This is a genomic window from Microbacterium sp. MMO-10 (assembly GCF_037148715.1).
In the GTDB taxonomy this organism is placed as follows: Bacteria; Actinomycetota; Actinomycetes; order Actinomycetales; family Microbacteriaceae; genus Microbacterium.
The window spans coordinates 446156-463861 of the sequence record NZ_JBBCSV010000001.1 but is presented as its reverse complement, the minus strand read 5'-3'; the positions used below and the strand labels follow the sequence as shown (position 1 = coordinate 463861).

29 protein-coding genes and 1 tRNA gene are annotated in these 17706 nt (G+C 66.1%); all 30 read left to right on the top strand.

The window, feature by feature from the left end; all coding sequences use genetic code 11:
* Window positions 1-717: 717 nt before the first annotated feature.
* The gene (locus WFJ17_RS02130) at window positions 718-1005 is read left to right on the top strand and encodes a hypothetical protein (protein ID WP_336647551.1); all 288 of its coding nucleotides are present in this window, start codon (window positions 718-720) and stop codon (window positions 1003-1005) included.
* Window positions 1002-1196 (top strand): hypothetical protein, encoded by a 195-nt coding sequence (locus WFJ17_RS02125; RefSeq protein ID WP_336647550.1) that lies wholly within the window; start codon window positions 1002-1004, stop codon window positions 1194-1196. Before WFJ17_RS02130 ends, WFJ17_RS02125 begins: the two co-directional genes overlap by 4 nt.
* 157 nt (window positions 1197-1353) lie before the next feature.
* The gene (locus WFJ17_RS02120) at window positions 1354-1632 is read left to right on the top strand and encodes a hypothetical protein (RefSeq protein ID WP_336647549.1); all 279 of its coding nucleotides are present in this window, start codon (window positions 1354-1356) and stop codon (window positions 1630-1632) included.
* Complete coding sequence (locus tag WFJ17_RS02115; RefSeq protein WP_336647548.1) at window positions 1632-2075, top strand: single-stranded DNA-binding protein; 444 nt, start codon at window positions 1632-1634, stop codon at window positions 2073-2075. The genes WFJ17_RS02120 and WFJ17_RS02115 overlap by 1 nt, the downstream gene beginning before the upstream one ends.
* A 113-nt stretch (window positions 2076-2188) precedes the next feature.
* A complete protein-coding gene (locus WFJ17_RS02110) occupies window positions 2189-2836 on the top strand; it encodes a hypothetical protein (protein ID WP_336647547.1) in 648 nt (215 codons plus the stop codon).
* A gap of 139 nt (window positions 2837-2975) precedes the next feature.
* Window positions 2976-3401 (top strand): DUF3310 domain-containing protein, encoded by a 426-nt coding sequence (locus WFJ17_RS02105; protein ID WP_336647785.1) that lies wholly within the window; start codon window positions 2976-2978, stop codon window positions 3399-3401.
* Window positions 3398-3676, top strand: a complete 279-nt coding sequence (locus WFJ17_RS02100) for a glutaredoxin domain-containing protein (RefSeq protein ID WP_336647546.1) — start codon at window positions 3398-3400, stop codon at window positions 3674-3676. Before WFJ17_RS02105 ends, WFJ17_RS02100 begins: the two co-directional genes overlap by 4 nt.
* Window positions 3663-3926 (top strand): hypothetical protein, encoded by a 264-nt coding sequence (locus tag WFJ17_RS02095; RefSeq protein WP_336647545.1) that lies wholly within the window; start codon window positions 3663-3665, stop codon window positions 3924-3926. Before WFJ17_RS02100 ends, WFJ17_RS02095 begins: the two co-directional genes overlap by 14 nt.
* Before the next feature lie 29 nt (window positions 3927-3955).
* A complete protein-coding gene (locus WFJ17_RS02090) occupies window positions 3956-4156 on the top strand; it encodes a hypothetical protein (protein WP_336647544.1) in 201 nt (66 codons plus the stop codon).
* 304 nt (window positions 4157-4460) lie between these two features.
* Window positions 4461-4805, top strand: coding sequence for a hypothetical protein (locus tag WFJ17_RS02085; RefSeq protein WP_336647543.1), 345 nt, complete (start codon window positions 4461-4463; stop codon window positions 4803-4805).
* A gap of 324 nt (window positions 4806-5129) precedes the next feature.
* Window positions 5130-5360: a hypothetical protein gene (locus WFJ17_RS02080; protein WP_336647542.1), complete on the top strand. Its 231-nt coding sequence runs from the start codon at window positions 5130-5132 to the stop codon at window positions 5358-5360.
* The gene (locus WFJ17_RS02075) at window positions 5357-6508 is read left to right on the top strand and encodes a hypothetical protein (RefSeq protein WP_336647541.1); all 1152 of its coding nucleotides are present in this window, start codon (window positions 5357-5359) and stop codon (window positions 6506-6508) included. The genes WFJ17_RS02080 and WFJ17_RS02075 overlap by 4 nt, the downstream gene beginning before the upstream one ends.
* A 136-nt stretch (window positions 6509-6644) precedes the next feature.
* A tRNA-Gly gene (locus WFJ17_RS02070) sits at window positions 6645-6716 on the top strand.
* A gap of 118 nt (window positions 6717-6834) precedes the next feature.
* Complete coding sequence (locus WFJ17_RS02065) at window positions 6835-6972, top strand: hypothetical protein (protein WP_336647540.1); 138 nt, start codon at window positions 6835-6837, stop codon at window positions 6970-6972.
* 20 nt (window positions 6973-6992) lie between these two features.
* The gene (locus tag WFJ17_RS02060; protein WP_336647539.1) at window positions 6993-7466 is read left to right on the top strand and encodes a hypothetical protein; all 474 of its coding nucleotides are present in this window, start codon (window positions 6993-6995) and stop codon (window positions 7464-7466) included.
* Window positions 7467-7525: 59 nt separating this feature from the next.
* Window positions 7526-7888 carry a hypothetical protein gene (locus WFJ17_RS02055; RefSeq protein WP_336647538.1) on the top strand — a complete coding sequence of 121 codons (363 nt, stop codon included), beginning with the start codon at window positions 7526-7528 and terminating at the stop codon, window positions 7886-7888.
* On the top strand, window positions 7885-8151 hold the full coding sequence (locus tag WFJ17_RS02050; protein ID WP_336647537.1) for a hypothetical protein: 267 nt from the start codon (window positions 7885-7887) through the stop codon (window positions 8149-8151). The genes WFJ17_RS02055 and WFJ17_RS02050 overlap by 4 nt, the downstream gene beginning before the upstream one ends.
* Before the next feature lie 448 nt (window positions 8152-8599).
* Entirely contained in the window at window positions 8600-8959 is a 360-nt protein-coding gene (locus WFJ17_RS02045; protein WP_336647536.1) for a hypothetical protein, read from the top strand.
* An 18-nt stretch (window positions 8960-8977) separates the two neighbouring features.
* Window positions 8978-10750, top strand: a complete 1773-nt coding sequence (locus WFJ17_RS02040) for a terminase (RefSeq protein WP_336647535.1) — start codon at window positions 8978-8980, stop codon at window positions 10748-10750.
* Complete coding sequence (locus WFJ17_RS02035; RefSeq protein WP_336647534.1) at window positions 10750-12078, top strand: phage portal protein; 1329 nt, start codon at window positions 10750-10752, stop codon at window positions 12076-12078. Before WFJ17_RS02040 ends, WFJ17_RS02035 begins: the two co-directional genes overlap by 1 nt.
* A complete protein-coding gene (locus WFJ17_RS02030) occupies window positions 12065-12790 on the top strand; it encodes a VG15 protein (RefSeq protein ID WP_336647533.1) in 726 nt (241 codons plus the stop codon). The genes WFJ17_RS02035 and WFJ17_RS02030 overlap by 14 nt, the downstream gene beginning before the upstream one ends.
* Window positions 12791-12804: 14 nt before the next feature.
* Window positions 12805-13401: a hypothetical protein gene (locus WFJ17_RS02025; RefSeq protein ID WP_336647532.1), complete on the top strand. Its 597-nt coding sequence runs from the start codon at window positions 12805-12807 to the stop codon at window positions 13399-13401.
* Window positions 13402-13425: 24 nt separating this feature from the next.
* Window positions 13426-14625, top strand: coding sequence for a hypothetical protein (locus WFJ17_RS02020; protein ID WP_336647531.1), 1200 nt, complete (start codon window positions 13426-13428; stop codon window positions 14623-14625).
* A 62-nt stretch (window positions 14626-14687) separates the two neighbouring features.
* Window positions 14688-15125: a hypothetical protein gene (locus WFJ17_RS02015; RefSeq protein WP_336647530.1), complete on the top strand. Its 438-nt coding sequence runs from the start codon at window positions 14688-14690 to the stop codon at window positions 15123-15125.
* Complete coding sequence (locus tag WFJ17_RS02010) at window positions 15106-15510, top strand: DUF6093 family protein (protein ID WP_336647528.1); 405 nt, start codon at window positions 15106-15108, stop codon at window positions 15508-15510. Before WFJ17_RS02015 ends, WFJ17_RS02010 begins: the two co-directional genes overlap by 20 nt.
* Entirely contained in the window at window positions 15507-15920 is a 414-nt protein-coding gene (locus tag WFJ17_RS02005; protein WP_336647527.1) for a hypothetical protein, read from the top strand. The genes WFJ17_RS02010 and WFJ17_RS02005 overlap by 4 nt, the downstream gene beginning before the upstream one ends.
* The gene (locus tag WFJ17_RS02000) at window positions 15917-16345 is read left to right on the top strand and encodes a hypothetical protein (RefSeq protein WP_336647526.1); all 429 of its coding nucleotides are present in this window, start codon (window positions 15917-15919) and stop codon (window positions 16343-16345) included. The genes WFJ17_RS02005 and WFJ17_RS02000 overlap by 4 nt, the downstream gene beginning before the upstream one ends.
* Before the next feature lies 1 nt (window position 16346).
* Window positions 16347-16568, top strand: a complete 222-nt coding sequence (locus WFJ17_RS01995; protein WP_336647525.1) for a hypothetical protein — start codon at window positions 16347-16349, stop codon at window positions 16566-16568.
* A gap of 74 nt (window positions 16569-16642) precedes the next feature.
* Entirely contained in the window at window positions 16643-17155 is a 513-nt protein-coding gene (locus WFJ17_RS01990; RefSeq protein ID WP_336647524.1) for a phage tail tube protein, read from the top strand.
* 39 nt (window positions 17156-17194) lie between these two features.
* The gene (locus WFJ17_RS01985; protein WP_336647523.1) at window positions 17195-17695 is read left to right on the top strand and encodes a hypothetical protein; all 501 of its coding nucleotides are present in this window, start codon (window positions 17195-17197) and stop codon (window positions 17693-17695) included.
* Window positions 17696-17706: the final 11 nt, after the last annotated feature.

Genomic DNA, 17706 nt, shown 5'->3' with positions numbered 1-17706 from the left:
ACGACGGCGAGTGTGAGTGCCGATGCGGAGCGGTCCCGGATCGCACGATTGGCTTCGAGGAAGCACCAGATCGCACGATTCGTCACGAGGAGAAGAGCTGATGCCGTTCGGGAACGTCGACGACTGGATCTGTGAGTGCGAGGACTGCGGCGAGGAGTGCATCGGCCGCACGCCGCAGCAGGCACGGAAGCTCTGGCGCGAGCATCGGGACGTCTGTGAGGCGGTCACGGATCGCACGATTGGTCCGAACGGGCCGACAATGCCCGCCCCCGTTTTCGAGACGAGCCGGACGAACCAGACGACGCCGAATCGCACGGTGGGGCCCGATCCGCTGGACTGTCCAGCGTGTGGATACGACCCGATGGCCCCGCACAACGGCAAGGGCGACTGTGCCGCGGATCGAAAGACCGGGTGCCGGGACTGTGGTTGCCCCGACCGCTCTGACGACCACCTCCGCGAGGAGTGGAGCTGCGGATGCCGATGCCACACGGATCGCACGGATGGGAGCGGCGATGCGCAGGCGTGATCGGAAGCGGTGTCCGCACTCGTCCCTGCGCGGCATCTACGGAGACGAGATCAACCACACGCCGAGGTTCAGTCGCTTGCAGTGCTTCGACTGCGGGCGCTTCCTGGACGGACCCGTGATGCTCGCCGTGCTGCGAGCGGGCGAGGCGGAGCTACGCACAGATCGCACGATCCGGAGTGAGGAGCAGAGCAATGGCTGAGCACGAGGAGCGGATCACGATCACTGACGCCCTTGGCGAGAACTGCGTCGAGGGTGAGTGCGATCACTCCGACGAGGCCGACATGAACGACTTCGAGAATTGCCCCAAGATCACCATCGAAGTTTGCGTGGACTGCATGGAGGAGCGCGGATTCGGTCGCGATCCGCGGTTCTGGGAGGAGCTTGTGTCTCACCGGGAGCCGCCCCAGCCTGCGCCCACGCCGGAGCCGGAGATATTCAATCTCAGCGCAGATCGCACGAACGGGCTGGAGGAGCGATGACCATCATCTACGGCGGAACGAACCGTTACGAGGTTCAGTGGCGAGGAGCGTCTGGGAACTGGTGGTATTCCTCCACGCATAGGCAGCGCTGGGTAGCTCTGCTGAAGGCGCGCTTGATGCTTGGCGTGACGACGCGCGTCATCGACCACGGCGCAGACCGCACGATTCGTCACGAGGAGGGCGACCGATGAGCCTTCTGACGCGTTGCGAGAAGCGCGGACACCGCTGGCTCGTGCTCGGGTTCAATCCGGCATTCGCTGGCACGCCGGACCTGGTCTACCTGCGCTGCACATGGTGCCACCAGACTCTGACGGCTGAGATCACAGACCGCACGAACCGGAGTCCGGAGTGAGCGAGCGCGACCGAAATCGGGAGTGGCTGACCCGCGAGAACGAGCGATCCCCGGAGGGGTGGTCAGCGAAGTTCGTTGCGGCGTTCGGGATGGAAGGTGCGCTCGATCTTCTGGCGGCGCAGGGTGGCGACCCCTACGGGGTTCTGCTCGCGCGGCGGCCGTTCAGTAGCAACCATGAACTGAAGGATGCGGTGCGAGATGCGCGCTTGGCCGCAACGAGGATGTCTCGGCTCGCATTTCAGGTGGGCTGGGATGCAACACGTAAGGAGAGCTGATGGCAGGCGAAACGGTCATCACGGTAGTAGGAAATCTGACGGCGGATCCCGAGCTGCGCTACACGCAGAGCGGGCTTCCGGTCGCGAACTTCACGATCGCGAGCACGCCGCGGTCGTTCGATCGTCAGGCGAACGAATGGAAGGACGGCGACGCGCTGTTCCTGCGCGCGTCAGTGTGGCGCGAATACGCAGAGCACGTCGCGGGCTCGCTGGCGAAAGGCATGCGCGTGATAGCGTCTGGCCGCCTGCGTCAGCGGTCCTATCAGGATCGCGAGGGCCAGAACCGCACGGCGATCGAACTCGAGGTCGACGAGATCGGCCCGTCGCTCCGCTACGCAACGGCAGCGGTGACTCGCGCGGCGGGCGGGGCGGCCCGCGAGACGCCCCCGCCTGCCGAGGATGCGTGGGCGACGCCGGGCGCATGGGACGAGGGGCCGTTCTGAGCGGCGCTCCGTGCGCACGAGGGTGCAAGCAGCGCGGCGAGCACTTCGCTGTGTGCCCTGCCTACAACCAGGGGGTCACGGACGAGTGCCGAGGATGCCGACCCCGTGAGGCGGTGGGCGATTCGCTGATCTGTGGTCGGTGCTTCGCCCGCACGAAGGGTCTGCTCGAGGGTGTGCCGGACATGCTGGCGCACATCCGGGCGCAGATCGATCCGCTTCGGGCGACGGTCTACGACAAGGAGCCGGGCGGGGGAGGGGCGCGCACGCACGCGCCGCCCCCGGTGCCGGTTGAGTTGTTGGACGCCGCCGACTACATCGTGACGTTGCTGTGGTCGTCGCAGGAGGTCGTGCAGGGGCGGATGCCTCACGGGAGCATGCAGGTTCCCGTGTCGGCGGGCGTGGCTGTGCTGCACGACTTCGCGTCCGCGGCCGTTGCCGAGATCTTGGCCGGGCTTGGCGACCTGTCGAAGCGGGAGGAGATCGTGCCTCTCGCGGATGCGGTGATCGGGCGGCCGGCGTCGCGGGACGAGTGGACGCTGCGGACGGTGTTCGAGCGGTGGTCGCTGCGCGAGGAGCCGTGGTGGGCTGCGCAGCCGTGCCCGGTGCCGGCGTGCGGTCTGCGCGCCGTGAAGGTGACGCCGCCGGAGCTGCCCGGCGACGAGACGCGGTACGAGTGCGTGAAGTGCGGGTGGCTGGCGCCCGCGGATGATGACGGGTTCTGGGCTGAGTGCTTCAGCCGAAGGGAAGGGAAGGCAGCATGATGCGGAAACCAACGATCAGGCAGCACAAAGAAGGCTGCTGGCATCTGAAGCTCGGCCGGCGGACCTATTGCTTCCTCACATGGCATGCGGCGCTGACTATGGCGCTGAATCACGTGCGCCGCGAGGAGGTGCCTTGCTGATGGCGCGGATTCCGAGGGTTGAGTATCCGGAGACGGTCAAGCTGCTTCGAGTGCTGGGGTACGACCCGGGCGGAATCGACGAAGGGTCGCTCGACCGTGACGGCTACCGCTGGCACGGGGAGAAGGCGGAGTGGATGAAGCCCGATCATTGGGAGCGTGTCGAGGCGGCGATGCGGCTCGACGAGGCGGAGGCTTTCGCCAAGCCGAAGGCCGATGCCGTGGAGCATCCCGCGCATTACACCTCGCATCCTTCGGGCGTTGAGGTGATTCAGATCACCCGGCATGAGTCGTTCTTGCGGGGGAACGTGATCAAGTACGTGATGCGCGCGCCGCACAAGGGGTCTGAGGTCGAGGATCTGCGGAAGGCGGCTCAGTACCTCGCATGGGAGATCGAGCGCGCCGAGGCGCAGGCGGGGGCCGTGTGACGGCCCGCATCACGGTCTACACGAAACCGGGGTGCGGCGGTTGCATCGGGACGAAGCGAACGCTCGAGAAGGCGGGCGTCGACTTCGAAGAGAAGGACGTGCGGGATCCGGAGCACATGGCCGAGGCGAAGGCAACAGGCTTCCTCGGCGCGCCGATCGTGGTCGTGGATCCGTCGCTCGGGCTCGAGGTGTCCGCGTGGACGGGGTTCCGGCCGGACTACCTGCAAGACGTCATCGACAAGTTGGAGGGCAAGCATGCAGATGTACGTGATTGAGGCTCGCACAGGCGAGCGTGAGTGGAACCAGGTGCAGACGGTCGGCGAAGATCTCGTCGACTCGACGGCGGAGACGCTGATCGATCTGACCGAGGAGGGCGACTCGACGCAGTGGCGGATGCGGCCGGCGGATCCGGACGTGAAGCACCCGCAGCCGACGCGGGCTCCGGCGGTGATGCCGCGCCCGTCGCGGTGGGAGCGGATCCGTTGGTGGGCGTTGCTCCGGTTCTCCAAGCGCGCCCGCCGATGAGGCGACGCACCCCGGTGCACTTCCCCCGCATGAAGGTGCGCGGGTGGCGTAACCGCGCGAAGACCGATGCGCGCCATGTGCGCGTCTACGAGATACCGTTCGCGCGCCCCGTGAGGATCGCGACCGGGTATCGCTTCGAGGTGCTGGCCGGTCCCGAGCCGGGCGCTGTCATGATCCGCAGCACAGAGGTGCGCGACGGGTGGGGGCGGCGCGTGCGAGCGGGGGTGTGACTGGTTGGCGATCTACGACAGGCAGGGGGCGGCGGATCGTGTGGGGCGTGATGTGCGCACGATCCGCCGTTGGGAAGCGAAAGGGTGGCTGACGTTCATGCTCGGTCGGGTTCGCGAGTCGGATCTGCTCGAGGCTGAACGCCAGGCGCGATCGAATCGCGGTGGGGATCGCCGCAGTGGGAGGAAGCGATGAACCATGAGCGGTCACATCATGATGTGCAATGTCCCGAACGCGGGTGCCTGTTTCGTGCCGTCGTGCGCGTGCGGGTGTCACAAGTCAACGGAGCCCAGGACGGGAGGGACGATGACCGACTACACCCCGACGACCGAGGAAGTGCGCGCCGCCTGGATCGATGCACATCGGGTCGACACGCCCCTGGGCGGCCGGATGGACATGGAAGCCCGCCCCCGAGAGCGAATCCGTGAGTTCGACCGCTGGATGGCTTCCGTCCTGGCCGAGCAGGGCGAACCCGACGACTACTGGGTGCTCGACGCCAACGGGGACTTCTGGGCGTCTTCGACATCACTGGAGGACGCGCGCCACTACCTCGCGCAGGAGCCGGGCGGGTGGATCGAAGCGGTTTACCGAAACCGCCGGCTCCCGGTCGAGGAGAACAAGTCCGATGCGGAATCGATCGGCGCGCAGTGACGGCCGCGGATCAAGTGTCACCAACTGTCCTGAATCTGTGTTAAGCTAGCGCAAGCGCGATAAGACTCCGAAGACCACGAGGTGGTTCGGGGTCTTTTTTCGTGCGCCGCGGCGGGGCGTTGCCCCCGTCCCGCCGCTTCAATTCTTCCCCGCCGCCGATCGCCCTCACTATAGGCGCGCATTGCATCGGACTGACCGCGAGTAACGCGGCGACCATGAGCACGGACTGCGAGTCAGCGTGCCGGGTCGTTGCCTGAAACCGGCGACGCGATCTCGTGACCGACTGGCGCATGGGCTGGCGGGGTTCTCGTGAGGAGGTGCCGCATGGCGCTGAAGGATGTTCTGAAGTCGCCGCCGAGCGCGAAGTCTGGCTACCGATCTCGGGTTGAGATCTGGCGGGACGGGCTGGACGACTCCGACCGGAAGGCGTTCGACGCCGCGGTGAAGAATCCTGAGTGGTCGTCGGCGGCGCTCGCCCGGACCCTGAAGCCTGAAGGGTTGGAGATCGGAGAGTCGGCGATGCGTGATTACCGGCGCAAGGTGACCACACAGTGACGCTCGCCGACGTGCTGAGCGAGTCGCCCCTGCCCGAGCCTCCGGCGAGGTACCGCAAGCATGCGGAGTTCGACGAGACGGGCGGCACGGCATCGACCGGGCCAGTGCGTCAGATGGTCACGGACTATCGGGAGCTGCTGACGCTCGCCGGGCTCGACCCGGATGCGTTCCGGATCGTCGGCAAGGTGTCGCAGTGGACGAAGACGCACCACGACAAGGAAGATACCTACAGCTTCCTGTTCACGTTCGAGCCGATCCCCGCAGAGGGCGAAGAGTCCGACATCGCGCGCGAACTGGCGTCGATGATCAAGCCCGTTCGGCCGCTGAAGGCACCGCACGCGCAGGGGTTGCCGATGGTCGTCTGTCTCGCTGACGGGCAGATGGGCAAGGACGGTCCCGACGCCGACACGATCGACGAGATGAACGCCCTGTTCGAGTCAGCGCTCGCTCAGGTTGCGGCGATGGTGAAGGTTCGCCGGCCCTCTGAGCTGATCATCGCCGACAACGGGGATCCCGTGGAGGGCATCACGTCGTCGGCGCCGAACCAGATCGCGACCAACCTTCTGGACTTCCCGGAGCAGATTCGCCAGTGGCAGCGGAGGCTGACGCAGACGATTCTGACGCTCGCGCCGCTCGCCGGCCGCACGCATATCGTGGCGGTCCCGTCGAATCACGGTGAGGTGCGCAACTCCGCCGGGAAGGTCGGATACGGCGATCATGGTCTCGGTGTGGCGCGGACGGTGATGGATGCGTTCGAGCTGCTGGGCACGAAGTTGGATCTGACGTTCCACTTCCCGGCATCGCAGCATGACGTGATCACGTATGTGGACGTTGCGGACACGCGTCTGGCGTTCACTCACGGACACCATGCGAAGCAGATCGAGCGCATGCCGCAGTGGATCGCGAATCAGGCGGCTTCGCTGCGTTCCCCGATGCGGGACGCGACGATCGTGGTTCACGGTCACTTCCACCAGCCGGGCTACCGCGAGTCTCGTGGGCGCTGCATCGTGTCGTGCTCGATGTTCGACCCGGGCTCATCGTGGTTCGAGAATCTGACCGGCGAGTGGTCGCGTCCGTCGATCACGACGTTCAGCGTCCGCGACAAGCGGGTGTTCGATATCCGGTTCGTGGAACCGCAAGCAGCATAAGCGCTGCGCTCATATCTTCCGGTTGATCACCGGACGGCAACCCTCAACGCCGGGGCAATGGAGGGCGCGAGGTCGTGGCGCGAGACACCACGAGCGACGCAGAAGGGCCACTGGTAGAAACGGCGGCGTCGCGCTCGGGGATGAAGCTCAGGTGGTAGAGCGCGGGATTTCCAATCCTGATGTGCGGGTTCGACGCCCGTCATCCCCTCAACGTCTGAGAGCGGGCTTTGGTCCGCCGCGTTGGGCTACCCGCCCGTGAAGGGGACCGCCGCGAGCCTGGGCCGCGGGATAGAAGTAGCCCCGCATCTTCAACCGAGGGAGGGGCAATGATGCACGACCCGGTGAGCGTGGCGAAGAGGCACGCGCTTGAGGAGTTCTGGGGGACGGATGTTCCGGCGTCGGTCGTCGATCGCACGAGCGTGTGTGACGACGAGGCCGAGCTGACGCATCCGTTCGTCGACTGATCCACCAACAGAAGGGGCACATGATGGTATCGAAGAAGGAACTGCGGGCTGATCTTGCTGAGGCGCGACTCGGGCGCAGCACGGCGGAGAAGCAGGCGAAGGTCGCGCGAGAAAGCCTCGCCACGGTGACATCCCAGCGGGACGCGGCGCGGCGTGACGCTGAGGGCGCGTGGGGGCGAATCCAGCGAGATGAGCTGCGTGCACACCGCAAGGCGATGGACGAGGCTGGGGTGAAGCGTCGCGAGGAGCGCCGGCAGCACCTGAAGGATCTCGCCGCCGGCCGTTTCGACGTGAAGAACTCCACGGGGTTCTCCATCGTCCAGGAGGGTGAGAAGGCGCACGTCAAGCTGACGTTCCCGCTCGACACGGACGAGCTGCCGATCGTGCAGCGTGTGCTCGCCGGCCCGACCGCTGGTGCCGCGGGCCTCTACGCGCTCGACGCGGATGCGATCCTGCGGCACGTGAACAGCCACTGCGCGCCGTACCGCGTCTGACACCTGATCGAGAGCCCGGCCGACGTGGTCGGGCTCTCGTCGTATCTGAGGGGGCACTCATGAATAAGTTCGCAGCGACGATGATGCTGATTGAGGGCATGGGCGCTCGGCGCTTCGTGGTCATCGAACGGGACGACCATGAGGTGCGAGCAGCACTCGATGTGTTCGCGAGGGAGATCGAAGAGCGCAGGATCCAGGCAACGGTGTTCCGCGCGAGCGGTGCCGTGAGGATCGACCTGCCCTTCGGTGGGCGCATCGACTTCGTGACGCCGCGAAGCAACCGCATGCGATCGATGTCGGCCGATGTCGTGTTCATCGACAATGATGCGCACCGCGTGCTCGGCGAGAGCGCACACGAGCGGTTCCGTGACGATATCGCAGCGATACTCGCCGCACGTGACGGAGAGGTTGTGCACTCGTGAATGCAGAGGTGCCGACCGAGCGCAGTACCCTGACGCAGCTCACCACGGCCCGTCTGATCCTGGCGCAGTTCAAGGCGCAGATCGGGGAGTGGGAGAGCATGGGGGAGAAGCGGCGCCGTCGTTCCGTTCGTGGCAGGGATCTTGGCGCGCGGATCGGTGGCCTGCACAAAGGGCATGCGAAGTGGACGCAGCGCGTTGCGGACCTCGAGGCTAAGGCTGCGGCGGAGGCGGGAGCAGAGGCCCAGACACAGGGGCAGGGCTGATGGCATGGCATACCTCCCGGCGTAGGGAGGGGCTGCCGGCTGACTGGGTGAAGCGCAGAGCTGCGTGCATCCGTCGTGCTGGTGGTATCTGTGAGCATCGCTCACGTTCGGGTCGACGATGCTCCGAGCCTGCGACTGACGCTGACCATCGCACACACCGTGACAACCACGATGACCTGCAAGCTCTGTGCTCGACGCACCATAAGCAGAAGACGCAGGCTGAGGCTCGTGCTGCTCAATACGTGAAGTACACGGCCGCGAGGAAGCGGCAACCCGAGCAGCACCCGGGGATCCGCGCCCGGCGCCCCTCCCGCTGACCATACCCCCGGGGGGTACCCCCTTGGATGAGGCACCCAGACCGACGGGCCTAGCAAGCAGGCATCAGCATGCATGATTTGCCGGTTTTTCGGCCATGCCGGGTGAGGCATGAACCGGGAGGAGGCCAGTCGTGGCAACGAAAACGGCTCCTCCGAAGCTGGGCGCGAAGGCTCGGAAGTTCTGGCGTGAAACGGTCGCGGTCTACGACCTTTCGGCACACGAGGCGCTGCTTTTGGAGGGCGCGTGCCGGGAAATCGACATCATCGAGCTGTTGGAGAAGGAGCTTGACGGCGCCAGTTTCGTGGTGGCCGGGTCGATGGGTCAGGACACCGCGCATCCGCTGCTGCAGGAGCTGCGGATGCACCGTGCGACGTTCGGTTCGATCATCAAGCAGCTTGCGCTGCCGGATGCTGAGGAAGAGAAGTCGGCTTCGCCGCGGTCGCGGCAGGCGCAGGCGGCAGCGAACGCACGGTGGAACCGCTCCGGATAGCGATTGCGGGGTGATCGTGTGGCACGCAGGCGCGTTGTTGCGAAGCACGATGACTCAGCCGAGATCCTTCGCTATTACCGGGAGCTGCTGAACGAGCCGGATCAGCGGCCGGCGTTCAAGTACCCGCCGTCCTATCTCGGGCCGACGTGGGAGACGGACGCCAAGGGGCGGTTCGTCCTGCCGCAGTATTCGATCGGTTGGGATTCGCTGGTCTGGTCGGGGCAGAAGCTGCAGCTCACCCGCGGCGAACCGTGGAAGTTCACGGCAGAGCAGGCCCGTTTCTGGCTCTGGTGGTACGCGGTCGACGAGCGCGGCGAGTTCATCTTCGACCGTGAAGGCGTGATGCAGCGCCTGAAGGGACATGGCAAGGATCCGATGGGTGCCGCGATCAGCGGCAACGAGCTTGTCGGGCTGCCGGTGTTCGATGGGATCTCCCGAGGCAAGGCGCGTGCTCGCGAGCAGCCGAATGCGTGGGTGCAGATCCTCGCGGTGACGCAGGAGCAGACGAAGAACACGATGCGCCTGTTCCCGCGGCTGTTCACCGACGACGCGAAGGCCGAGTACGCGCTCGCGATCGGCAAGGAGCAGATCTACGCGCTCGGCGACGAGCGGTTCCTGCAGGCGCTCACGTCGAACCCGGCACCGCTCGAGGGCGCACGCCCGACGTTCACCCTCGCGAACGAGACGCATCATTGGCGCGAGAACAACAACGGCATCGCGATGTACGAGACGCTGTCTCGCAACGCGGCGAAGTCCGCCGAGGGCGTGAATGGCCGCCTGCTGCAGCTCTCCAATGCGTACGAACCCGGCATGGACTCGGTGCTCGAGCGGACACGCCTCGCTTTCGAGCAGGCTCAGGCTCGCCCCGACGAGTTCCTGCTGTCCGGGCTCATGTACGACTCGCTCGAGGCTGGCCCCGAGGCTCCGCTCGTCGACGAGAACGACCCTGACGTGATCGTGGAAGTGCTCGAGTCGGTGCGTGGCGATTCGGTGTGGCTGAACGTCAAGCGCCTGCGGAAGCAGGTTGAGGATCCGCGCATCGCGCCGTCGCAGTCGCGCCGGTTCTGGTACAACCAGATCGTCGCGTCTGAGGATGCGTGGCTGGATCCCCTCGCTGTCGATGCGCAGCGTACTGACGCGACCCTGCAGCGGGGCGACGAGATCGCCCTGTTCTTCGACGGCTCGAAGAACGACGACGCGACCGCGCTCGTTGCGTGCCGGCTGGCCGATGGTGTCGTGTTCACGATGGGCTTGTGGCAGTCACCGCCGAAGCGCGGCCGGAAGAACTTCGATTGGGTCGTACCGCGCGCTGACGTGAACGCGCTCGTCAAGTCGATCTTCCGGGATTACAAGGTGCTCGGGTTCTTCGCGGACCCGTCGCATACCCGCGAGGACGGCACGCTGGACAGGTTCTGGCAGCCGATGGTCGACGAGTGGCACCGCGAGTTCGGGCCGCGTCTGATCGTGTGGGCGCAGTCGAACCGGCACGCCGTGTCCTTCGACATGTCGAACCGGAACGGCGAGGGCGCGAAGTTCGTCGCCGCTGCGGAACTGTTCGTCGAAGAACTCGAGGGCGGCGACCTCTGGCACGACGGGAACCCGGAGCTGGTGCGTCATCTCAAGAACGCGCGACGGTTCCCGACGCAACACGGCGTCTCGCTCATGAAGGACGGCCCCGAGTCGCCCCGAAAGATCGACCTCGCCGTGTGCGCGGTCGGTGCGCGCATGGTGCGCACGCTCATTCTCAACTCCGCGAAGAAGCGCGGCCAAGCACAAGGGACGGTGTGGTGATGTCGAAGAGGGCAACCCTTGAGCTGGCGCAGGACTCGCTCATCCCGCTGATGATGCAGGAGCGCGAGCGGCAGACCGTGCTGCGCGACTGGGCGCGCGGGAAGCACGTGGCGCCGTTCAAGCCCCGGGAGGCGAACCCGGAGCTGGATGCGCTGCTCGAGAAGGCGCCGGTCCCGCTCATCATGCTGATCATCCGGATTCTGTCGCAGTCGATGGAGATTCAGGGGTACGCACCTGGCGTCGAGAGGCTGAAGGACCGGCTCTGGCAGATCTGGACCGGGAACCAGATGGCGACCCGGCAGAAGCGGCTCTACAAGGCTGCGCTGTGGGGCGGGCAGGCGTTCGCGATGTCGCTCCCTGGTGATCCGGTCCCCAAGACGCGGATCTTCAGCGGCCGGAACATGGTCGCGCTGTACCAGGATCCCGAGGCCGATGAGTGGCCTCAATACGCTGGGTTCCTCGAGGTGGCATCGCGGAGCAAGTTCCACTTCACGGTCGTTGACGACGAGAAGCTGCACCGGATGCAGATCAACCCGGACGGGTCGAAGGCTGAGTACATCGAGGAACAGGTGCACGGCACTGGGATCCTTCCAGTGGTCCGGTACGCCGGGGACATCGACGATGAAGGCTCGGTCATGGGCGAGGTGGAACCCCTCATCCCGATCCAGTCGAACATCGATCAGACGAACTTCGATCGACTGCTGACGCAGAGCTTCGCATCGTGGGTCATCCGGTACATCACCGGCATGGCGAAGCCGGAGACCGACGAGGATGCGGCGCGGGCCAAGACGGTGCTCGAGCGCGACCGGCTACTACTGATCGAGAACCCGGAAGCGAAGGTCGGCACCCTCGAGGGCACCGCGCTGAACGGGTACATCGAGGCGCGGCGGGACTCGAAGCAGGATCTCGCGGCAACGGCTCAGGTCTCGCAGAAGACGGTGCTTGGAGCGCAGTCGAACAACGCCGACGGTGCCGAGGCTCAGGCCGCGGAGGAAGCGTCCACGCAGCGGAAGATCCACGACTACGAGACCGCGTTCGGCGAGGCCCACAAGCAGCACTTCCGTCTCGTCGGCATGCAGGACGGGCTGGCTGAGGCTTGGACCGACTACGCCGGGGAGATCGACTGGGTGAACAGCGAGATCCGCTCGCTGTCGCAGGTTGCGGACGCGTACGGCAAGCTCGCCACGCAACTTCACATCCCCGAGCAGGGGCTGTGGGAGATGGTGCCTGGCGTGACGCCGGACAAGGCGAAGAAGTGGGCGGAGATGCGCGCCGCGGATCCGCTCGCGCAGATGGGCCGCCTGATTCAGGCCGATGTCGCTCAATGATCAGTACCGCCGGGAGCAGAGGGAGCTGAACCGTGAGGCGCTGCTGCGCCTCGCGGCCCTGTTCCCGGCGCTCGATCTGAACGCGATCGATGCGACCGGTCCGGGATGGGTGCTCGCCGCCGAGCAGATCACCGCCGGACACTATGCGGCGTCACAGTCGCTTGCACAGCGGGCTTATGAGGCGCAGCGCAGCGCGGCGGGGCTGATCGATCATGTGTCGTTCGTCCTGCCGGGCATGGATGGTGCGAAGCTCCGCGCCTCGCTGACGTTCAAGGGGCCGTACGCCGCGAAGAAGCTCCTCTCGCAGGGCGTCCCGCCGGCAGAGGTGAGGCGGTTGCTGTTCGGGGCCACGACCGGGCGCGCGCTGCGCACGGGGTTGGACGGCGGACGCGACACCTTCCGGGCCGGTGCCGATCAGGATCCGAAATGCGTCGGATGGAAGCGGATCACCTCAGCGGGGGCTTGCCGATTCTGCCGGTTTCTCGCTGATCGCGGGGCCGTCTACATGGAATCAACCGCGATCTTCGCCGCGCATGACAACTGCATGTGCACCGCGGCGGCCGTGTTCAAGGGCGGCGAGATCGGCCCCGAAGCATCGGTCGAGCAGTACCTCGGTTCCCGCAAGACCCGCACCCCGAAAGACCGCGAGCGTCTGCTCGACGCGCTCGAGGCATTCGAGCCACGACTTCCCGTCCGAGCTGGACGGGCTTAACCCCAGGAGGGCACATGCTGCAGGACAGCACCAACGAAAACCGGATGATGCTCACCGCTCGCCGCGGGCCTGATGGCCTCGCGCAGATCGGCGCATCCCGGTTTGACATCACCGGCATCCGCTTCGTGACGGACGACGAGGGCGCAGAGGGCGTCACCGGCGACGACCAGGAGCAGGACGCGGGAGAAGACGAAGACGGCGCGGCCGACGAGCAGGACTCGGCGGACGAGGGCGACGGCTTCGAAGGTGAGTTCGACGCGAAGCGCGCGCGAACGCTGATCACCAAGCTCCGAGGCGAGCGGGACAAGGCGCGCCAGGCTGCCGCCGACGCCGCCAAGGGCGGCAAGGAGGATCCGAAGCTGCAGGGCGAGAACCTGCGACTCCGGATCGCCCTTCGCGCCGGCCTGGACGAAGACCTCGCCGACCGGCTCCGCGGATCCACCGAGGACGAGCTGCTGGAAGACGCGCAGAAGCTCGTCGAACGCCTCTCGCCCAAGACCAACAAGCTCGAGGATCGCACGCCGAAGCCCAGGCTGCGTGGCGGGACGAGCCCCGAGAAGGAGCCTGAGATCTCTTCGGCGGATGTCGCCAAGCAGATCCTGGGCCGCTGAACCCCCTGATCGAAAGGAAGCCACATGGCTAACATCTTCCAGAAGGGCCAGAAGTTCGCATCGAACGCTCTGGCACTGCTGCAGCGCCAGATCAAGACCCCGGCGCTGTTCGTCCACAAGTACGGGATCGCCGACTTCACCGGCGCCGAGGGCGACGTGCTCAACTTCCGCCGACCCCCGATCCTCCGCGCCCGCAAGAAGAACTGGCGCGGCAATGACGCGATCGTGGTCGACGACATCGTGAAGACCAAGATCCAGATCGCCCTGAACGAGCACCCCTACTCGGCGGTGTTCCTGTCGCCCGAGGAGGCCACGCTCGATGAGGTCGAGTACGGCCGCGACATCCAGCAGCCGCAGGTGCGGGCCGTCCTCGAGGACTTCGAGGAGACGACCGTGAACGCGCTCCGCAACGCAAATTACGTTCTCGGGGTCGTCTACAACCCGGCCAGCGGCAACGCCAAGGAGAGCGATCCCCGCAAGGTCGCCGTCTGGGCGCGCAAGCTGTTCCAGGACAAGTACGTGCCCACCTCGGGCCGGTACTGGTTCGTCGGATCGAGCGTCTCGGCGGAGATCGCCAGCTACGACAAGCTGCAGGACGTGGACGTGTCGGGCCTGCCCGAGGCGCTGCGCGATGGCGTGGTGGGCAAGCTCGGCGGGTTCATCATCGTGGAGATCGACGCGCTCGGCGAGAGCGAGTCGTTCTTCGTTCACGAGTCCGCGCTCGCGGTCGCCGCAGTCGCTCCGGTCGTGCCCCAGGGTGCAGCTAAGGGTGGCGGTGTCGCCGCTGGCCAGGGGCTCGCGGTCACTCAGGTGTGGGACTACGACGGCACGCAGCTCAAGGATCGGTCGGTGGTTCACGCCTTCACGGGCGCAACGCCGATCACGGACCCCGAGATCGGCGCGGACGGTCGCCTGAAGCTCGATGAGAACGGCGCCCCGCAGATGGAGTTCGTGCGAGCGATCAAGGTCACGTTCGGTCCGGCGTCCGGATCCGCGAAGTACACCGTGAGCGGCCTGCCGGGCAGTGGCACCTTCACCCTGACGGTGGACGGTTCGACCACGGACCCGATCCCGTTCAACGCCACCAACCAGGTGATCGCGGACGAGATCAACGAGCTGCAGGGCGTCTCTGGTGCGAAGGTCACCGGTTCGGCGTCCAAGACGGTCGTGTTCACGGAGAACGTGACCATGACCGGCACGGGCGTCACCGTCGCCGCGGCGTAACCCGAAGCTGTGCCCCGGCCGTGATCCGGCCGGGGCACAGCACGGATCCCAGGAGGTGAAGCATGGGCGCACCGCTCACGGAGCCTGATCGGCTCGCCGGCTGGCTGGGGATGACGTTCACGGCCGACTCGGCTGACTACATGCGTGCTGCTGCGGTCATCACGACGATCTCGGATCTGGTGCGCGGCGAGGCGCGTCGCCTCGAGTGGACTGCGGAGGATGTGCCCGCGAACGTCGCCGCGATCGTTCTGATGGTGTCGGTTGAGTGCTGGGTGAACCCGGACGGCAAGACTTCGGTGACGGTCGAAGAGGTCACGCGCCGTTGGGAACGGGGCGACCTGTTCAGCAATGCGCAGCTCGCCACGATCCGATCCTTCCGACCGAACGCGTCGTCCGGGCTGAGTACGGCGCAGTTCTCCCGCGGGCTCGATTCCCCGTCTATCCGTGTCCCGGTGTCCGGTTACGCCCCGATCGCTCTCTATGACGGCCGCGGGTATTGACCTGGCCCTGTCTCGGTGGGAAGCCGAGCAGGAGATGCGCGAGACGTGCAGGATCACTCGCCCGTCCGGCGGGAAGGTGTGGTCGGAGGAGTTGCTGCAGTACGTGAAGGCGCCGCCGGATCTCGTCTACGAGGGGCGGTGCAAGCTCCGGTTCTCCGGTGCGCGCACGCGTCGCAGTAAGGCGGCGGATCAGGCTTTCACTGAGCAGGGGCCGACGCTCTCTCTCCCGGTGCTGGCCTCGCTCGGAGTCCACAAGGATGACCGTGTGGACATCACCGGGTCAGAGGATGACCCTGATCTTGTCGGCGTGGTCGTGTTCATCGACGCCGACCGGGCGCAGACGAACGCCACCTCGCGGCGGATCCCTGTGAGGGAGACGCAGTGACCGGCATCGAGTTCGACTTCTCCGAGGTCAACGACTTTGCCGCGGTTCTAGACCAGGCGACCCCGAAGGTTGTCGACAACCTTCGGGTTGCCGTTGAGCGCAGCGCGTTCGTCGGGAAAGAAGCCTGGCGACTCGAGGCTCACCGCAAGTCGGATCGCCATCTGCCGGGGTATCCGGCTGGGATCGACTACACCATGCACGAGTACAGCGGCTTCGGAGGCGGAGAGATCTTCGCGGAGGTCGGCCCGAGTCCAGGTCGGGCGCAGGGTTCGCTCGGCATCGTCGAGGAAGCGCCAGGCGGCGTGAACGCGAAGCCGCAGAGAAACTACCTCGTCGCCGAGGAGAAGATGCAGGAAGACCTGGTGAGGGGCGTCCTCATCGCCGTTGAAGACGGATTGGGGGGGACGTGAATCGTCAAGCCCATTTCGAAACGATCCTGACCCGGGCGCGTGCGCGGCCGAACCTGATCGTGCATGACTCGACCGCGCCTCTCAACGGTGACGGAACGGTGGTGCGCGCGTCGTATGTCGTGCTGCACGACCACGGACCCGACGAGATCTCTGATCGTCGCTACACCGGCAGTCGGGATGGCGACGAGGGGCGCACGATGCGCGTCATTGGGCGCTGCGTCGGCGAGGATCCAGCAGCAGCGCGCCGCGTCGCGAGCGCTCTGATCGGACAGCTCACCAACGGTTGGACGCCGATAGTGCCCGGCCGGATTTGCTGGCCGCTGCTCATCGACGACGAATCCGAGGCGATCGAAGACGACAAGGTGTCTCCGTCGCTCTGGTACGTCGATGTCGATTTCACCTATCGATCCAACCGAGGAGGTTGAGATGAGTTTCATTCGTGTGCGTTCGGCCGGTGGGCCGGATCACGAGTACGACGTGCCCGAGGCGACGCTGTACGCGGACCCTGACGCGTACGTGGTCGTGGATGGTGTGGAGCCGTCCGACGTGGCACGCCCACCGAGCTACGTCGAGGCACAGTCCATCGAGCCCGACCCGCAGCCGACCCCGGGCCCGCCCGCGGATCCTCCGGCGAAGCCGAAGAAGTAACCCTAGTCGTTTGAAAGCCCTCACCACGGTGGGGGCTTTTTCTATGCCCGGATGCCGGGCAGGAAGGGGGCGCAATGCCTCTCGAAGCAACTCAGAACGGAGTCGCGGCCGATGGTAACGGTCGCGTGCTGTGGGTGCCTGCAATCGCCGACCCCGGCAATCCCAAGCTGTCGGAGCTGACCGCCGCTGGCGTGAAGCCGCTGACCTATGGTCTGACGGCGGACGGCTTCAACCACACGATCACGGAGAACGCGATCACCACGGGTCGGTACACGCTGGCGCAGATCATCGAGCTTGCGGGCACGGTGCAGGATGCGCTCGAGCTGAAGTACGTCTACAACCGGACGAGCCCGACGCCGACCGAGACTGCGCTCGGAACGGCGGGCACCGCGGGATTCGTCGTGCACCAGCTCGGCTACCCGAACGCGACAGCGCTCGCGGCTGCGCAGAAGATCAATGCGGTGATCCCGTGCAAGACCGGCATCGCGCGGGACAACCCGCCGACTGCGAACAGCGAGCTGTCCAAGTCGGTGAAGATGTACGTCACCGACACGGTTCGGCGCGAGGTCACGATCGCCGCCGGCTGATCCCTGGGGATCTATCAGCGGGGCGGGTGGGTCACCGCCGTGCCCGCCCCGCTGTTCGTCGTGCTCGGTGGTGAAGTGAGGGGCAACATGCTTTCTGATCTGGATGACCTGATCGCTGCGGCGAAGCAGGAGCTGGCAGAGACGGAGCCCGTCGAGCAGGAAGTGCTGCTTGGCGGGAAGATCGTCACCGTGCGGGTGTCGCCGGTTGACGGCACGACCTGGGAGGGCATCACATCGAAGTGTCCGCCGCGGGCAGGAGCAAACCGAGACATGCAGCTCGGGTACAGCCTTCCTGATGTGGTGCAGGCTTACCGCGCAATCGTCCTCGTCGATGGCGACGAGATAGACGACATGGTGCGCACCGACGAGGACGGGAAAAGCGAGTCCCGCTGGCCCGCGGTGTACGCCGCGCTGTCGGCGCCGGATCGCAAGAACGTCGAGCTGGTTGTGTGGGGGCTCAACGAGTACGACCACGTGCAGAAGATGCTCGCAGCGGGAAAAGCCTCGAAGGGCAGCGCCTCCAAGAAGAAGCAGCGCTAGCCCGCGAGCTG

Coding starts and splice junctions, on each gene's coding strand:
- WFJ17_RS02130 (WP_336647551.1), top strand. CDS start 718: ATGGCTGAGCACGAGGAGCGGATCACGATCACTGACGCCCTTGGCGAG.
- WFJ17_RS02125 (WP_336647550.1), top strand. CDS start 1,002: ATGACCATCATCTACGGCGGAACGAACCGTTACGAGGTTCAGTGGCGA.
- WFJ17_RS02115 (WP_336647548.1), top strand. CDS start 1,632: ATGGCAGGCGAAACGGTCATCACGGTAGTAGGAAATCTGACGGCGGAT.
- WFJ17_RS02105 (WP_336647785.1), top strand. CDS start 2,976: ATGGCGCGGATTCCGAGGGTTGAGTATCCGGAGACGGTCAAGCTGCTT.
- WFJ17_RS02095 (WP_336647545.1), top strand. CDS start 3,663: ATGTACGTGATTGAGGCTCGCACAGGCGAGCGTGAGTGGAACCAGGTG.
- WFJ17_RS02090 (WP_336647544.1), top strand. CDS start 3,956: ATGAAGGTGCGCGGGTGGCGTAACCGCGCGAAGACCGATGCGCGCCAT.
- WFJ17_RS02085 (WP_336647543.1), top strand. CDS start 4,461: ATGACCGACTACACCCCGACGACCGAGGAAGTGCGCGCCGCCTGGATC.
- WFJ17_RS02080 (WP_336647542.1), top strand. CDS start 5,130: ATGGCGCTGAAGGATGTTCTGAAGTCGCCGCCGAGCGCGAAGTCTGGC.
- WFJ17_RS02065 (WP_336647540.1), top strand. CDS start 6,835: ATGATGCACGACCCGGTGAGCGTGGCGAAGAGGCACGCGCTTGAGGAG.
- WFJ17_RS02060 (WP_336647539.1), top strand. CDS start 6,993: ATGATGGTATCGAAGAAGGAACTGCGGGCTGATCTTGCTGAGGCGCGA.
- WFJ17_RS02055 (WP_336647538.1), top strand. CDS start 7,526: ATGAATAAGTTCGCAGCGACGATGATGCTGATTGAGGGCATGGGCGCT.
- WFJ17_RS02035 (WP_336647534.1), top strand. CDS start 10,750: ATGTCGAAGAGGGCAACCCTTGAGCTGGCGCAGGACTCGCTCATCCCG.
- WFJ17_RS02030 (WP_336647533.1), top strand. CDS start 12,065: ATGTCGCTCAATGATCAGTACCGCCGGGAGCAGAGGGAGCTGAACCGT.
- WFJ17_RS02025 (WP_336647532.1), top strand. CDS start 12,805: ATGCTGCAGGACAGCACCAACGAAAACCGGATGATGCTCACCGCTCGC.
- WFJ17_RS02020 (WP_336647531.1), top strand. CDS start 13,426: ATGGCTAACATCTTCCAGAAGGGCCAGAAGTTCGCATCGAACGCTCTG.
- WFJ17_RS02015 (WP_336647530.1), top strand. CDS start 14,688: ATGGGCGCACCGCTCACGGAGCCTGATCGGCTCGCCGGCTGGCTGGGG.
- WFJ17_RS02010 (WP_336647528.1), top strand. CDS start 15,106: ATGACGGCCGCGGGTATTGACCTGGCCCTGTCTCGGTGGGAAGCCGAG.
- WFJ17_RS01995 (WP_336647525.1), top strand. CDS start 16,347: ATGAGTTTCATTCGTGTGCGTTCGGCCGGTGGGCCGGATCACGAGTAC.
- WFJ17_RS01990 (WP_336647524.1), top strand. CDS start 16,643: ATGCCTCTCGAAGCAACTCAGAACGGAGTCGCGGCCGATGGTAACGGT.